At 48.0% G+C, this 16,459-nt stretch carries 11 protein-coding genes; 3 read left to right on the top strand and 8 right to left on the bottom strand.

Going from position 1 to position 16,459, the window contains the following annotated elements:
- Positions 1-14 precede the first annotated feature (14 nt).
- Positions 15-1,028, bottom strand: coding sequence for an ABC transporter substrate-binding protein (locus tag AC1DE7_RS14950; RefSeq protein ID WP_047841758.1), 1,014 nt, complete (start codon positions 1,026-1,028; stop codon positions 15-17).
- Between the two features lie 425 nt (positions 1,029-1,453).
- On the opposite strand from AC1DE7_RS14950, the gene AC1DE7_RS14955 reads away from it, so the two are divergent.
- A complete protein-coding gene (locus tag AC1DE7_RS14955) occupies positions 1,454-2,035 on the top strand; it encodes a hypothetical protein (protein ID WP_047841757.1) in 582 nt (193 codons plus the stop codon).
- Between the two features lie 223 nt (positions 2,036-2,258).
- Positions 2,259-4,031 (top strand): alpha-glycosidase, encoded by a 1,773-nt coding sequence (locus AC1DE7_RS14960; RefSeq protein ID WP_477534697.1) that lies wholly within the window; start codon positions 2,259-2,261, stop codon positions 4,029-4,031.
- 336 nt (positions 4,032-4,367) lie between these two features.
- Here the strand turns inward: AC1DE7_RS14960 and AC1DE7_RS14965 are convergent, their stop codons facing one another.
- Genes AC1DE7_RS14965 through AC1DE7_RS14975 form a run of 3 tightly spaced genes read right to left on the bottom strand, consistent with a single transcriptional unit; the run spans position 4,368 to position 8,535 of the window.
- Positions 4,368-5,747: an ANL family adenylate-forming protein gene (locus AC1DE7_RS14965; protein ID WP_477534698.1), complete on the bottom strand. Its 1,380-nt coding sequence runs from the start codon at positions 5,745-5,747 to the stop codon at positions 4,368-4,370.
- Positions 5,741-7,159 (bottom strand): cysteine peptidase family C39 domain-containing protein, encoded by a 1,419-nt coding sequence (locus AC1DE7_RS14970; RefSeq protein WP_477534699.1) that lies wholly within the window; start codon positions 7,157-7,159, stop codon positions 5,741-5,743. Before AC1DE7_RS14970 ends, AC1DE7_RS14965 begins: the two co-directional genes overlap by 7 nt.
- Positions 7,156-8,535, bottom strand: a complete 1,380-nt coding sequence (locus AC1DE7_RS14975; protein ID WP_477534700.1) for an alpha/beta hydrolase-fold protein — start codon at positions 8,533-8,535, stop codon at positions 7,156-7,158. The genes AC1DE7_RS14970 and AC1DE7_RS14975 overlap by 4 nt, the downstream gene beginning before the upstream one ends.
- A gap of 456 nt (positions 8,536-8,991) precedes the next feature.
- On the opposite strand from AC1DE7_RS14975, the gene AC1DE7_RS14980 reads away from it, so the two are divergent.
- Positions 8,992-11,139: an alpha-amylase family glycosyl hydrolase gene (locus AC1DE7_RS14980; protein ID WP_477534701.1), complete on the top strand. Its 2,148-nt coding sequence runs from the start codon at positions 8,992-8,994 to the stop codon at positions 11,137-11,139.
- A 155-nt stretch (positions 11,140-11,294) separates the two neighbouring features.
- Here the strand turns inward: AC1DE7_RS14980 and AC1DE7_RS14985 are convergent, their stop codons facing one another.
- The 4 genes from AC1DE7_RS14985 to AC1DE7_RS15000 all read right to left on the bottom strand — a co-directional run bounded on the left by AC1DE7_RS14985 (position 11,295) and on the right by AC1DE7_RS15000 (position 16,452).
- Positions 11,295-12,581, bottom strand: a complete 1,287-nt coding sequence (locus tag AC1DE7_RS14985; protein WP_477534702.1) for an MFS transporter — start codon at positions 12,579-12,581, stop codon at positions 11,295-11,297.
- Positions 12,582-12,729: 148 nt separating this feature from the next.
- Positions 12,730-13,566 carry a sugar ABC transporter permease gene (locus AC1DE7_RS14990; protein ID WP_017690474.1) on the bottom strand — a complete coding sequence of 279 codons (837 nt, stop codon included), beginning with the start codon at positions 13,564-13,566 and terminating at the stop codon, positions 12,730-12,732.
- Positions 13,563-14,918: a sugar ABC transporter permease gene (locus AC1DE7_RS14995; RefSeq protein WP_047841752.1), complete on the bottom strand. Its 1,356-nt coding sequence runs from the start codon at positions 14,916-14,918 to the stop codon at positions 13,563-13,565. Before AC1DE7_RS14995 ends, AC1DE7_RS14990 begins: the two co-directional genes overlap by 4 nt.
- Positions 14,919-15,165: 247 nt before the next feature.
- Positions 15,166-16,452 (bottom strand): sugar ABC transporter substrate-binding protein, encoded by a 1,287-nt coding sequence (locus tag AC1DE7_RS15000; RefSeq protein ID WP_477534703.1) that lies wholly within the window; start codon positions 16,450-16,452, stop codon positions 15,166-15,168.
- Between the last annotated feature and the right edge of the window lie 7 nt (positions 16,453-16,459).

The raw sequence follows: 16,459 nt of genomic DNA on the forward strand, positions 1-16,459 counted from the left end.
CCTGCTCCTGTTAGTTAGTTCAGGTTGAACTGCTTATATAGATCGTCCAGCATCATGTTGGCCGATGTGTATCCACCTGCCATGTTCCAGGCCACTTCATCGACCTGAACCAGTTGGTTGTTCTTGACTGCATCAAGGTTTTTCCACAGTGGACTGCTGGTCCAATCATCATAATTTTTCTGAATGGCATCTGTTTCTGTGCCTGAATTGAAGTTGAAGATCATGTCTGCATTCATATCTGGAATGTTTTCTTTGGAAGTCAATTCAACTCCCCATGTGTCTGCGTCATGTCCGGCAGGTCTGGTGAACCCAAGTTCATTCAGAATCTTACCTGCATATCCCATGTAGAAAATACGAACTTGATCGGCTCTAAAGTTCGTGATGGTTGCTTCAATTGGCAGACGATCCCCCATTTTCTCTTTGAAATCAGCTACACGGCCATCCCAATCAGACAACAATTTATCCGATTGCTCAACCCTATTCATCGCTTCCCCAACAGTTTTCACCGTTTCTTTCCAGTCAAAAAGCGTCTCCGTCACTACCGTTGGTGCGATCTGCGACAGTTGCTCATAGATCTCTTCATGTCTGATCTTCGTAGCAATAATCAAGTCGGGTTTCAACTTGTTGATCTCTTCCAGATTGGGTTGCGATTCCTGTCCTACTTGTGGAACTCCGTCCAGATCTGCTCTCAGATATTCATAGACTGGCTGCTGAACCCAGGATTCCACCACGCCTGTCGGTTTCACGCCAAGTGCAACAACGACATCATTCGCACCCTGGAACAGTGTCACGATCTTTTGCGGGGTTCCCTTGATTGTGGTTTCGCCCATGGCATGTTTGATCACTCGGGTCTGATCTTCAGTCGCACTGGCAGTTGTATCACTTTCATTATTGCTCTCATTGCTGCTTGCAGCTTGGCTGGACGTATTCGTAGTCTCGGCACTTCCACCCGAAGCACAACCAGCAAGTAATGAAATCATCAGAATAAGTGCTGCATAAATGTATAGCTTTTTCTTTACTTTATACATGAAATCCGTCTCCCCTTTTTTTTCTAAATGATATTGAATCTCATTATCAATTGTATTGTAATGGAGATGAAATCATTATACAAGCATTTTATTTGGAAAAACTTCTCACTTCCTGTCGAACTCTGTAACTTCATAAAACAACATTAAATAAAGAAAAATTAACTAAACCAATACAATATATATCGATACAATACGCCTACACACAAACCATATATGTAATTTTTTTCTTACCTACGAAATATACAAATCTCTCTTTTTACTTTTAGTTTCATCTAATACATGTCCTTTTTGCTAGTGACTCATTATTCATTCATATGCGTTTGACTGATGAATTTACTGTAAAACAATTCCTGTAATTTCTTGTTGTACTATGTTAGATTATCCATTGGAATAAAATCACATCTATAGATAGGGGATATTAACACGTGAAGAAATCATGGGTACTATCAATCATTATGAGTTTTGTCTTGCTCGGCGGGGTGTTCGCACCTGTAGGGTCCTATGCCGCTGCTGCGGATGACTCAACCACTACATATTCGGAAGACGAATACTATGAAGAAATTGACACGTCAGAACAAGAACCGATCCCTACAGTCGAAGAAGAAGATTTCCTGGGCTACCTTGATCAGTTGGATATGGCATCGGTATATGAGGAGAGAGCCTTCAATGCTTTGGGAGGTGGATTTTACATTACATCATCCAATCGCAAGTCCGTTTTCCTGAAACTGACCAATACAGCGATTCCTAACTACACCAAATATGTATCCAAGCTGAAGATGATCAAACCGCAAAATGCGGAATTGCAAAAAATCCATGCCAACTTGATCAAAGGTAGCTATACACAGCTGGAAGGATTCCAACTCGCAAAAAAATCTGTCTCCAAAACAACGGTAAACAGCGCTGTCCTGAAACAAGCCAATGCCAAAATTGCTACCGGCAAGAAAAATATCGAGAAATTTCACAAAGAATTCTCTGCATACGCCAATAAACTTGGATTTGATTTATAAAAAACAGTAATTGCAGATGTGCGTCCTACATTTCGAATAAAACAATTTGAAATTTAAGGAAAAAAAGTGTTTTCTTTTGCTGCGTTAGTTCGTATAATAGCACTATAATCAAAAGGCTATGCTGCCGAAAGGTACAACCTCGTGAACAATTGAGGTTGTGCCTTTTTTTGCGTTTAATGGCCACTTTTATCTGAAATTCATCATCTGACGAGGAGTGATTCACGTGATTCTTGAAGCCATTTACCACCGCCCCAAACTCAATTGGTCTTATGCTTATGACCGCTCGACCATGCACCTGCGACTTCGGTCCAAACGTGGGGATCTGGATGCGGTGATTGCGATTACCGGAGACAAATATGCTTGGGATCGGACGATCACACACACCCCTATGCACATCTTTGCCCGGGATGAAATGTTTGATTATTGGGAAGCTGAGACTTCACCTCCCTATCGCCGATTACGGTATGGTTTCCAACTGATTCAGGGAGAGGAATCAGTCTGGATGACGGAGCGTGGATTCGAGCAGGCGCTGCCTGATCATCCACTCGAATTCTTTGATTTTCCATTTATGAATCCGGTCGACATTTTTGAACCGCCTGCCTGGGTTAAGGACGCTGTGTTTTATCAGATTTTCCCTGAACGTTATGCCAATGGCGATCCATCCCTCAGTCCCAAAAATGCTGAACCCTGGGGAGGAGAACCTACACCGGTGAACTTCTTCGGCGGCGACCTCCAAGGTGTGCTGGATCATCTGGATCATATAAGTCAGCTCGGCATCAATGCCATTTATTTCTGTCCGTTGTTCGAAGCCACGACGAATCACAAATACAATACAGGCGATTACATGAAGGTTGATCCTCACTTTGGAACCAATGAACAGTTCAAGGCGTTCGTGGATGCCTGTCATCAGCGCGGCATACGTGTCGTTCTGGATGCGGTATTCAATCATTCCGGCAGAGAGTTCCCTCCTTTTGTCGATGTCATGAAGAATGGTCCCTCTTCCCCCTACGCAGATTGGTTCTATATCAAGGACTGGCCGCCACGTGTGGAGGATGGCATACCGACTTATGACACCTTTGCCTTTGAACCGCTCATGCCGAAACTGAACACGGAACACCCTGAAGTGAAGGCATACCTGCTAGAGGTAGGTCGTTTCTGGATAGAGGAGATGGACATTGACGGCTGGAGGCTCGATGTGGCGAATGAGGTGGATCATCAGTTCTGGCGCGAATTCCGTCAGACGGTAAAAGCCATTAAGCCTGACGCCTATCTGCTCGGTGAGATCTGGCATGATTCGCTCATGTGGCTTCAGGGAGACCAGTTCGATGCCGTGATGAATTATCCGTTTACCAATTCGGTATTGGACTATACGGTGCATGGCAAGCTCGACGGACTCGCATTTACCAATGAGATCGGCAAACTGCTCGCAGCCTATTCACAGCCTGTAACGGAAGCGGCCTTCAATCTGCTCGGAAGCCATGATACCCCCAGACTGCTGACCTTATGTGATGGAGACGAGCGCAAGATGAAACTTGCCGTTACGTTGTTGCTTACGTATCCAGGTGTGCCATGTATCTATTATGGAGACGAAGTGGGACTTGATGGGGGATATGATCCGGGTTGCCGCAAGTGTATGGAATGGGATGAGACCAAGCAGAATCGCGAGCTTCTGGAATTTTTCACCCGTACCATTGCCCTTCGTAAAGAGCACCCTGCCCTGCGCAGCACAGAACTGAAGATTGTATATGCAAAAGCCGGAGACCCTTGTCTTGCCATCGACCGATTGGATTCGCATACGGGAGAGCGTATGCTTCTTGTTCTTAATGCGGGTGATGAACCATGCACCCTTGAACTCCCCTTGGGAGATCGTAACGTCTGGCGAAATCTGTTCACATCAAACACCGTGGAAGCTCGGCAAAATAAACTGACCCTCGATCTGGAAGCATACGGATTCTCCCTGATGCAACTTGAGGTGAAACAACCAGCTGAGGCCTGAGATAAATACAGCTAACAAGGGAAAATAACTTCAAAGGGCTGTCCTCCAGGTCATATTTACGACCAAGGACAGCCTCTTCTGTATCTTATAAGTCATATTCTAACAAACCCAGCACACCTTATTCGCTTCATTATACGCGGGTTAAATGCCTAACGAATCAGAGAGACCTTATTTCGTCCAATACGTCGATTTTCGAGACCAGAAGCCGTATTTTTGAAGCAATAACGTTACTGAGATTCGTTAGGTTTTACTTTTCTTGATTATCCCCTCAATACGATGTTTGAGGTTCGTTAGCGATACCGATTCAAGCAAGATGATACTCTTCGAGGCAGCGACCTATTTCCCAGCCGAGGCGAAGGGTGTCGAAGTCATTGGTTTTCGTATTTTCTTCATTCTTGAACTTACGAGCGCTCCCTGTGTAATTACAATTTTCTGCGGAATCTTGTATGAAGGCAGCTTGTCCTGACAATATTCCCAGATGGATCGCCGCAGATCGGTGAGAGTACATTCTGTAGCCAGCCGGATCGTCACCTTCACCCTCTGACCCGTGATACCACTCTGTTCTCCCGAAACTACAGCCGCTTCAATACATTCCATCTCTTCCAGAACACCCTCGACCTCGGCAGGATACACTTTCCGTCCCCCTACGTTAATGATCTCGGAACGACGTCCCAGAATACGAATGTAACCCTGCTCCAGCACAGCTTCATCCCCAGTACGTAGCCACCCGTCCTCTGTAAAAGGTGAAGGCGCATTCAAATATCCGATCATCGCAGTTTCGGTATGGATCTGCAATTCTCCTTCCACCACCCGGTACTTGACCCCTTCATCTTGAATGGAAAACAGTAGCGAGCCTGGCTCTTTGGAGCGGGTTGGCAGAATGCCAAGTTCAGACATGCCATAGGCTTGTATCGTCCTTAGTTGTGGAAATCTCCGGTTCCAGGCTGCCAGTACGGATTCAGGCATCACTTCCGATCCGTATGACACAACCTCGAGACTCGACAGATCATACCCCTCATCATTTCTACCCAGTAGCAACAGATTCATAAATGTTGGAGAGACCGGAAGAGCCTGCACACGAAACTTCTCAATCGTTCGGCACACTTCTTCGGGAGATCGATCTGCAATGATACAGAGACAGCCCCCACTGGACAGGGATTGTAGCATTGTATTCACACCGCCGATATGATCAAACATCATAAAAGGAATCGTTAGCAAAGGCCGAACCTGCCGCCGAAAACCATGTAACAGCCGATCTGCACGATGCACAGTCGCTTTACTCACTCCGGTTGATCCGGATGAAAAGAGTACAAGTCCGCCTACGCCTACTTGTGCCAGCGAGGATAACAACACAGGAACCTCTCCAGATAATTCACATGTTTGCCGAATGCACAACTTGCCTTCTTCAACGCCCAAACGCCACTTCACCTGTGCCAGCTGGATATATTCCTCTCGTTTGGCTTCAACCAGGTTCCGATCCATGGGGAGCACGATACACCCTTGTCCGAGCAAAGCAACCAATGCTGCCGCTGCATAGGGAGAATAGTCTTCCTCCAGCGTTACAAGTTGCCCAGTCAGCTTTTCTGCTGTAATCCACTTACTCATGATGCCAACCTGTTCCAGCAGCCACCGATAGCTGTACTCCTGATCTTTCCAGATCAGCGCAGGTTGCTGTCCCTGTTCCGCGAATCGTTCAAGCAAGAATTGGTTCAACATCTTGCATCCTCCTTACCGTCAGGCGCCCATTGCTGTGCGAGATAATCAACAAGTAAATCCACGGTCTGATATGGGCTTTCAGGCATGGAAGCAGCAGCCATCTCCGCCAGTGCGGCTCCCATCCCCGTTCCCCATCGATCTTCGATTCCCTGCTCTACCACTGCAAGCAATGACACGAGTTCCAGCGAATCCAGTTGCCCACTTCGTCCGTACAGTGGAGCGTTACCACCCTCACCAAGTGGAATCGTTGTATTATGGTACGCGTTTAACTCCCGGCAACTATCCAATACGATACGGAGCAAATCCTCCCTGTGTTCTTGTCCAATCATGAACACGGCCTGACGTGGGAAGCAATCTGCCTGAGGTATGGACTGTCGAAGTGACTCATACCATTGCCATTCATCGGTGACCAACATTTTAATTACACTTGTTAGCTGTACTTTCCACTGCTCACGCTGCTTTATCCGACTGACCTGAAGCATATTGTAGGCCTTCTCCCAACGTACAATGATCTCGCTGAATTCTCTCGCATATTGATCAAATGGAGAACCGAGCCATAAGACAGACTCCTGAAGAAGATCTCGAAGAAAATATCGACTCCATCGCATATCAAACAGCAGACCCGATATTAACATTTCTTTGGCCTGATCCCCTTCATTCGCCCCATGCAGTGCATCTAAGAGTCGCAGAGACACCGCATGTCCAAAATGAAAATTCCGCTTTCCTTGCGTAATCGTCCGGCCTGTCAGAAATTCTTCAATCTGCGTTGTTAACGCCTGGATCAACATGTCTCGGTAACCGTCAGAGTCCAGCTTCACAGTCGCCCGAATGTCCATGGTTCCATACGTTCGGAGTTCTTCTTTGCGTTTGGCCTGCGCAAGCTCAGGTATGCTTTGGTTACCTTTCCAGAAGTCATGAAAGGCCTTTTGAGTAACCTTTCCCTTATACTTGGAGGGCACGGGATCGTAGACGTGAACATGCTCATCTTCCAAACCATATACAGCAATCCAATGGTCTACCAGATGTAGTCGGGAGCCCTGCTTCACATGTTTGCGAATGTACTCGGGATTCTGATAATCCTCACAGTAAGGCAGGTGATAACTGGTTCCTGTAGCCAAAAAAAGCCCACCTTCGCCAATATACTGCCGGATCTGCGTCTTGCCTTCCTCGAAGCTTTCCAGCTGTCGCTGACCATACATCTCCCAGATTGGCTCTACATAATCCAGTTTGTGAAAATAAGGCTTCACCAGTCCGTTATCCCCGCACGAAGGAAGGCTGTACAACCGACTTGCCGCCAGCAGTGCAAGACTTGTGATGGATCCTTGTCGATGGAGCACTTCATGAATCAGAGGAAAATTGCAGGGATAATAATAAGGAATGTCCAGCACTGGAGCGAATGAAGGAATGATCATTTTGGGCCTCCTGTTCCCGTTTTGGCTGACGTACTGCCCCAGGATTGGATTAGGTAATGCACAGACATATCATCTGTCGCTCGAAATACCCGATTGGCAATAGGTTTGCCATCCACATCGGTCTCGAAACGGCGGAAACCACGTGTAAACCGGAAGGAGAACCCACTATCACGCGGGACTCGGTAACTACCTTCATATCGACCTTTACCAGAACGGACAAGCTTCATACCCATCCCACCATATATCGTTTCCTCCGAGTCTTCGTCGGGAGCTACCTCTGCACGAATGCAGACCTCTACGTGAGTTGACAATTCAGGAACGACGGTATAGATGCGTGTAGCAGACAGTTCCCCCACAGTCAGCGTGATGGATGCACTTCCAATACCGACAGGAACCAACTCTCCACTCGCATGAACCTGAAGCACATTCGGGTCACTCGAAGTATAATTCCCATGCAGCAGACTCTGAACCAACCCACTCTCGTAGTGCATTTGTGCATTGATACACACGGTTATTCCACCCTGTAGTCCGATGACATCCCTTCCAAGCAGTTCGAGCGAGGAGGGCTTACCCACGTGGCCGAACATGTACAGTAACGGGAGGTGAACGCGTGCTCCCCAGTCACCTTCCTGATGGCAGGCACCCTGCTGTTCCAGAAATGCCAATTCCTCACACGATCCTACTCCGCGTTCAAGTAATTGATGAGCTACCCTTCTGACCTGAGAAGGCAGAAACAATCCTTCCATATCTCCAATATCCATCCACATTCGAACGTCGGGTACCTCTTCTGGCAAGCGATACATGTTTTCTTCCAACAGTCCGCTCTCCGATGTTTCGTCCAGCTGCACATCTACATAGAATGGCGACATCATGATCAGTTTTCCAAAAACATCCGGATTTCGCATCCCCATGTGCAATGTACAAAGCGCCGCGGCAGATGAACCTAACAGCCCGGTATTCTGATTGTCCGGGAACGTCCGGTAACGATGATCAATGATCGGCTTGAGCTCATGAATGATGAAATGCTCATAGGCGATGCCTGAACACCCCACACTCACGGCCTCTCTCTCCGGAGCGACGAAGTGATAGAATTCGTTGTGCGTGACTGGACGGACATGCGTAATGCCCACAATAATCAGTGATTCAATCTGCCCGGAGGAAATAAGACCGTCTGCTGTCTGGTCCATATTCCATGTTTCATTGCCTGGCCCGGATGGACCAAAAGCCCGCTGCCCCGCATGAACGTACAGAACCGGATAATGCCGAGCTGCCTGCTCATGGTAACCGGGCGGGAGGTACACATAAATGTTGCGGATATTGCCCAGCCGCGACGCCTGAATGCCTTCCAAACATTCGATGACAGAATAGGTACTCAACGATCATCAACCGCCTCTCTTCTCCCAATTCGACTGCATAATACAAATAACCCCGCCTCAGAAGAGACGGGGTTGTCCTAGAAAACACGTAAGTGTCCCGGGATACATAGCCCTTATATTGTGAATCTGCGAATAGTTTAAATCCCCGGACGTGCTTTTGTAAACATAAAAATAGAAAATAAATGCTCCAAAAAAAGTTATTGACATAAGATCCAATATTTCTTACGATAACGTTGTGATCATAACTCGAGGGCCATGCTTTTAAACCTGAGCGGTTTAGGACAACCCCGGTAACTCCCGAAGGAGATGCCGGGGTTGTTGGCGTGTCAAAAGGAGGGAAGTCTTCAATCCACTGCGTAACACTTCGCTGTATTGAAAGCGCTATTATTCAAGAGCCGGGTTGGTTGTTTATCTAAACTACTACATTCACGAGAAGGGTGGATTACTATGTTTCAAATGGCCAAACGTGTACTCCTCAGCACAACACTGGCACTCAGTTTACTTGCAGGGGGCGCACTTCCCTATCTGCCTGCTTCAGCGATCTATGCCGATGCGGATACCGCGGTTACCAACAAGCAGAACTTTAGTACAGACGTCATCTATCAGATCTTTACGGACCGCTTCCTGGACGGAAATCCTTCCAACAATCCTACCGGAGCTGCCTACGATGCTACTTGTAGTAACCTGAAGTTGTATTGCGGAGGCGACTGGCAGGGTTTGATCAACAAAATCAACGATAACTATTTTAGCGATCTGGGCGTTACGGCATTGTGGATCTCCCAACCGGTCGAAAATATCTTCGCCACGATCAACTACGGCGGCGTAATCAACACAGCGTATCATGGCTACTGGGCACGTGATTTCAAGAAGACCAATCCGTATTTCGGAACGATGGCTGACTTTCAAAATCTGATTACAACCGCTCATGCCAAAGGTATCAAGATCGTCATTGACTTTGCACCGAACCACACATCTCCTGCCATGGAGACCGATACATCCTTTGCAGAGAATGGCAAGTTATACGATAACGGTAATCTTGTTGGCGGATACACGAATGATACGAATGGTTACTTCCATCACAACGGCGGCTCAGATTTTTCCTCCCTGGAGAATGGTATCTACAAAAACCTCTATGACCTCGCTGACCTGAATCACAATAACAGTACCATTGATCAATATTTCAAAGATGCAATCAAGCTATGGCTTGATATGGGCGTGGACGGCATTCGTGTTGATGCGGTCAAACATATGCCCCTCGGCTGGCAAAAGAGCTGGATGTCCTCCATCTATGCACATAAACCTGTATTCACCTTTGGTGAATGGTTCCTGGGATCTGCTGCATCTGATGCGGATAACACGGAATTTGCCAACGAATCCGGGATGAGCCTGCTTGATTTCCGCTTTAACTCTGCCGTACGTGACGTCTTCCGGGATAACACATCCAACATGTATGCTCTGGATTCGATGATTACAGGCACAGCGGCAGATTACAATCAGGTGAATGACCAGGTCACGTTCATCGACAACCATGATATGGATCGGTTCAAAACAAGTGCCGTCAACAACCGTCGTCTGGAACAAGCGCTGGCCTTCACGCTGACTTCACGCGGCGTACCTGCCATCTATTATGGTACCGAGCAGTATCTGACTGGTAACGGGGACCCTGATAATCGTGCCAAAATGCCTTCCTTCTCCAAAACAACCACTGCCTTCAACGTGATCAGCAAACTGGCCCCTCTGCGCAAATCCAATCCAGCAATCGCCTATGGCTCTACTCAGCAACGCTGGATCAATAATGATGTGTACGTTTATGAACGCAAATTTGGAAAAAGTGTAGCTGTTGTTGCGGTGAACCGTAATCTCTCCACACCAGCAAGCATTGCGAATCTAAGCACTTCACTGCCAACAGGCAACTACACCGATGTACTGGGCGGTGCACTGAACGGTAATAACATCACTTCCACCAATGGCAACGTCTCTTCCTTCACATTGGCAGCCGGAGCAACCGCGGTCTGGCAGTATACAACGAGCGAAACAACACCAACCATCGGGCATGTGGGTCCGGTGATGGGCAAACCGGGTAATGTCGTTACCATTAGCGGACGTGGATTTGGCTCCACCAAAGGTACCGTATACTTCGGTACAACAGCCGTTACCGGTGCTGCGATCACATCCTGGGAAGATACGCAGATCAAAGTGACGATCCCAGCGGTAGCCGCAGGCAATTATGCTGTGAAAGTAGCTGCGAACGGTGTTAACAGCAATGCGTATAACAACTTTACCATTCTTACGGGTGATCAGGTCACTGTACGATTTGTCATTAATAATGCGTCCACCACACTGGGTCAGAACATCTATCTGACAGGTAACGTGGCAGAACTGGGCAACTGGAGTACGGGCACAACAGCTATCGGCCCTGCTTTCAATCAGGTCATCCACGCCTACCCAACTTGGTACTATGATGTGAGCGTACCCGCCGGGAAACAACTGGAGTTCAAATTCTTCAAGAAAAATGGAGCGACCATCACGTGGGAAGGTGGTTCCAACCACACGTTCACCACACCAACCAGCGGTACAGCCACAGTCAATGTAAACTGGCAATAAGATAATCCGTCTATAAGCTAACCCGGAGTTACGCTAACGAGCGTATGCTCCGGGTTTTGCTGTACCTAGCGAGGTTGCTTAGATTGCTTCTATCCTCTCTCTGTTGAATGTGTACATGTGGGTTCAATTCATATCAATTTGATGTATCATACATGTCATTGATAGGTTCGGATCGACTTCAATGTTGTAGCGGCCAGAATACCTGTCGCCAGCAGTAATATGCCCACGCTTTGCAGCACAGAAGCTGCCCCCCATTGATCTGCCAATACGGAGACAACCGTCAATCCCAGAATGGGCGCCGTACTGGTGATTGTTCCAACTACACCATAGACCCTTCCTTGCAGCTCGTCCGGAACGGCTGTCCTCAGCATAATCTGGGTGAGCATCGTACAGCACGCGAACATCGCACCTCCGCCCACGATGAACGGCAACGCCATGATTGGAGAGGATACATTCGCCAAAAAAATATAAATCGGCCCCAACACAATCAGACCGATAAACACCCATCTCCCTCTTCGCTTCAATCGTTTCCCCGAAGCAATCAGCAGCGCAGAGCCAATCATGTATCCGAGTGGAATACAGGTCTCAATTAATCCAAACTGCACCGGATTAGCCTCCCATACCTTGACCGCCATCACTTGAACCAGCATCATCGCCGACATGAAAAATAAAATCAGCAACGGATTGAGCAATACGATGGATCGGATCAAAGGATTCCGATAGATGTAGGCAAACGAACTACGCCATTCCTGAGCAAACGTGGTCTGCTGACTAACGGATCGCTGTACCTCTGGAAAGCGACCTGCCATCAGTACACAGACTGCGGACAACAGGAAGGTTGCTCCTGTAATTAATATGGCAACGAATCCGCCAAAAGCAGCAACAGCCACTCCCGCCGCCGCTAGTCCGCTGATTCGGGCAAGATTATCCACCATATGAATGGTTCCAGTTGCTTGTTGAATATGTTTTCTGCCAACCATACTTGCTACAGAGGCATGGAATGCAGGTGCCTGAAACAGGCTTGAAAACATGGAGAGTGAAAGCAACAGAAGCACCACCGGAAACGGAGCATGCCAACCGAACAGGCTAATCGCAATCAGCACAGCCATCACACCGCGGAATACATCCGAGGTCAGCATCAGCTTCCTGCGATCCAATCGGTCTGCAACCGTACCCGCCACCGATCCAAACAGAAAACTGACAGCCATATTGCAGATCTGTATGGCCGCCATGCTCTTTGCACTGCCTGTGGTCTGTAACACCCACAGACTGATCGCAATCCCATTGAAGCAATCCCCAAAGACCGAGATGCCATAGCCGTACAATATCCTCCGAAAGGTAACATTACGCCATAGTGTTCGCGGAGCTTTGGTATTATGCAATGCAGCTTGTCCATCTTGGTATCCGATAATCTCGGGCTCACTGGACGAGTTCATGCCCATACATCACGTTCCTCCCTTATCATCATTCGAGCCCATACAGAACCAGGCACTTCCGCAGCATTGCCAGTCGATAAAGACATGACATCACGGAAGTGCCTGGTTGGCGTGCCGCAGGTATCGCGGCTGACTATGCTGTTATGGCACAGGATTACCCTTTCGAAGCTCCTGCCGTCAGACCCTGAACCAGGAATCGTTGCAGGAAAACAAACAGCAGGGTAATTGGAATAGCAATCAGTACCGCCCCCGCAGCAAACATCGTAAAGTTACTGTCCTGATAACGGTTGACCAGATCCCACATACCCACCGCAAGCGTCCAGTTCTCTTTCGTCCGCAGCACCAGCCGGGCGAAGATAAAGTCCATCCACGCACCGGTGAAACTGGTTAGTGCCACATAAGTCAGCATCGGCTTGGATAAAGGCAGGATGATGCTGGTGAATACCCGAAGATGACTTGCACCATCCATACGCGCCGCTTCATCCAGGCTACGCGGGATGGTGTCAAAGAATCCTTTGACGATAAATCCGCCCAGTACCGCTCCTGATGAATAGACCAGGATGAGCGCAGCATGGGTGTCGAGCAATTTAATTTGCAGCAAAATGATATAGATTGCAATCATGCTCATGAAACTCGGGAACATCCCGAGGATCAGCATGGTGGAGAGAATCGTTTTACGTCCACGGAAGCGGAAGCGGGACAAGGCATACATCCCAAGTGTCACCATCAACGTGGAGAAGATCATCGTGAAAAAGGCAATTTTCAGCGTATTCATATACCATCTGCCGTACATAAAGGACGGGTTATTGAACAGCTCACCGTAATGAGTAAGCGTGAATGCTTCCGGCCACAACCGTTCACTGAACAATGCCGCACCAGGTCTCAGAGAAGAGAGAAATATCCAGAGCACCGGGTAGATGGAGACAACGGCGATGATCAGCAACAGCACATAACTCAGGGCCAAACGCAGCGGATTATTACGTGTCTTCATTGAATCATGTCCTCCTCCTTGAATGATTTGGAGCGGCGGAAGTTCCAGATAGAGAATGAAGCGATAATGAGGAAGATGATGATACCTACCGCTGAAGCCATGTTGAATTTGTTATTGTCGAGTGTGAGCTTGTAGAGCCAGGTTACCAGCAGGTCCGTTGCCCCTGCGTACTGGTAGTCTCCCCGTAATGGATTCCCGTTGGTCAGTAGGAAGATGACATTGAAGTTGTTGAAGTTCCCGGCGAACTGCATGATAAGTACCGGAGTTGTGGCAAAAAGAATGAACGGCATCGTAATGATCCGAAACTTCTGAAACGCGGATGCTCCGTCCACTTCGGCAGCCTCGTAGAGATCACGAGGGATGGCCGTCAATACACCCAGAATCAACACCATACTGACCGGAATACCAATCCACATGTTGACGACAATAACGGTGACCTTGGCCCAGAACGGATCTGTCAGCCAGGGTAATCCCTCCAGCCCAAATGCTCTCATGTACGTATTGATCGGACCAAACTGACCATTGAACAAATTACGCATAAGCAGCAAGGAGATGATCTGTGGGATCGCATAAGGCAAAATAAAGATCGTCCGCCACAGCTTTTTGAAGCGTATGCCCCTCTGTTCAATCAACAGTGCCACAAGTACGCCGCCAAAATAGGTGGTGACTGTAGCCAAAATGGCCCAGATGACCGTCCAAGTGAGTACACCGTAGAATGTCTGGCTCCAGGATTTCAATTGAATCAGATCACTGAACGTCTTGAAGCCCACCCAGTCCACGAGTTTGGCTGGCGGAATATGATCCGGGGCCGAATAGTTGGTAAAAGCAATCGTGATCGTAAACAGGATGGGCATAACGGTGAAGAAAAGAATGCCCAGCGCCGGGATGGACAGAAACAGATACGGAAAGTTTTTGTCCATCATGTTCCGAAGCGAAGCCGCTGCGCCCAGGGTCTGCTTGCCTTCCTCCCTGGCAAGTCCCGTGACGTACGCATCCCGGATATTCAGGATGTAGATCAGAATAAACACAAAAAACACCAGTAGTACGATAATGCCATCAAGCAGCAAAAAGATGGAATGGTCTCCCCTTTGAAGTACAGTAGACCCATTCACTTTGACAAAACGCTGTGTATTTTCCCCCAGTGTCCATATGCCCCATACAGCCTGTGACAGGCGAGGAAGCAGGTACGCAAGCCCCGCTCCCTCCAGTAACAGTAGACAAATTCCCTTAATCCATTGTCGATTGTACAGCTGTCCAAGACCTTGCAGTATGATGGAACATATGGCCGCTGTCATCCGGTGCTGTCTTTCCCTGTTCGGTCCAACAGGCACCGGGACATGCTGCTGTTGCATTCGCTCTCTCCTCCCTGCCTATTGCTAACCTGTATACATTGAACAAAAGTGTACTTACACTGACCACTCCGATGACAGAACAAGCTTCCGATGGGTGATAAAGGCGAGCCTATGCTTCCGAAGTAGCTTTCTTTCAGAAAGTTTTTAGTTTCACTTCTTCAGCTTTCTTCTGTCCTCTACGTTTTGGTGTAAATATGAAGTTCAATTATGCAGCTCTTATGCATATCTTCGCACTCGTCGTTCGTCCTTATTGGACGGTGGCAAGGCTTTCCTGGATCTGTTTCACAGCATTGTCCAGCGATGCCTTCACGTCCTTATCGGTATCCCATATATCCGTAATGGCCGAAGTGATTGGTCCCCATACGCTGTCCATGGCAGGAAGCGAAGGCATCGGTGTTGAGTTGTTGAACTGTTCCAAAAACGCCTTATTGATCGGGTCCTCCTGCAACTTCGGATCAGCAGCTACGTTTTTGTTCGCAGGAAGTGTACCGTTCAGGTCAAAGTTCTCCATCTGAGCTTCTTCATTGGAAAGGAACGCTGCCAAGAGCTTCGACGCATTCGGGTATTGTGTAAATGCATTTACATAATAGGCTTTAACACCTGAGAAGGAGGTCATCGGTTTGCCATCGATTGCCGGAAGCGGAGCAACGCCAAAATCAATACCTGCATTGCGATAATCGGCAATGGTCCACGGACCGTTAATGTCCATAGCCAGCTTGCCGCTGGAGAATAATCCTTTTTTGATATCATAGTTCACGTCACCCATCTTGAGCGGCAGCACTTCCGACTTCAGCGTCTGCAAAAACTGTCCACCCTTCTGGGCTCCTTCGTTATTCAGACCGAGATCCGTGCTATCCATCCCGTTGTCTCCAAAAATATAACCGCCCTGTGAAGCCAGGAATGCATAGTTATAGTAGAATTGCTGCAATTCCCACATCAGCGCATACTGATTGGACTTCACATTATTGAACGTCTTGGCGAAACTGATAATCTCATCAAAGTTTTTCGGAGCTTCTGGATAGAGTGCCTTGTTATAGAAAAGGGCGTAGGTCTCCACGCTGTACGGATAGCCGTACAGGATATCCTTGAACGTCACTGCCTTCAGCGCGTTGTCGCTGGTGTTCTCTGCGGTCTCTGCTTCGAATATGTCATTGGGCAGAATAAGTCCCGCCTCTGAAGCGCTACCAATCTTATCATGTGGGAAAACAACGACATCTGCCGCCAGACCCGCCGGGCCATCCGTCGTCAGCTTGGTTACCTGATCAGTTGGAGGTAATTCCTCCATTTTGACCGTTACCCCATATTTTTCTTCGAATTTTTTGGCTCTTTGTTCAATAAAGCTGCTTTGATTTTTGTCCTCCCAGATGACCAGGGTTGCACCTTCTTCAGGCTGAAGGTTCTCGGCTGTCAGTTGAACAACTTCCTCCGGATTCTCACCTGTCGTAGTTGGAGATGTGCTTCCGCCTCCCGTAGAGCACGCAGCCAGTGTAAAAGCCATCATGACGGACAATGTTGCCCCTTGCCATTTTCTCATGTAAAAT

The sequence above is a fragment of the Paenibacillus sp. 10L310 genome, from assembly GCF_056395745.1.

Coding starts and splice junctions, on each gene's coding strand:
- AC1DE7_RS14950 (WP_047841758.1), bottom strand. CDS start 1,028: ATGTATAAAGTAAAGAAAAAGCTATACATTTATGCAGCACTTATTCTG.
- AC1DE7_RS14990 (WP_017690474.1), bottom strand. CDS start 13,566: ATGAAGACACGTAATAATCCGCTGCGTTTGGCCCTGAGTTATGTGCTG.
- AC1DE7_RS15000 (WP_477534703.1), bottom strand. CDS start 16,452: ATGAGAAAATGGCAAGGGGCAACATTGTCCGTCATGATGGCTTTTACA.
- AC1DE7_RS14995 (WP_047841752.1), bottom strand. CDS start 14,918: ATGCAACAGCAGCATGTCCCGGTGCCTGTTGGACCGAACAGGGAAAGA.
- AC1DE7_RS14965 (WP_477534698.1), bottom strand. CDS start 5,747: ATGTTGAACCAATTCTTGCTTGAACGATTCGCGGAACAGGGACAGCAA.
- AC1DE7_RS14985 (WP_477534702.1), bottom strand. CDS start 12,581: ATGGGCATGAACTCGTCCAGTGAGCCCGAGATTATCGGATACCAAGAT.
- AC1DE7_RS14980 (WP_477534701.1), top strand. CDS start 8,992: ATGGCCAAACGTGTACTCCTCAGCACAACACTGGCACTCAGTTTACTT.
- AC1DE7_RS14970 (WP_477534699.1), bottom strand. CDS start 7,159: ATGATCATTCCTTCATTCGCTCCAGTGCTGGACATTCCTTATTATTAT.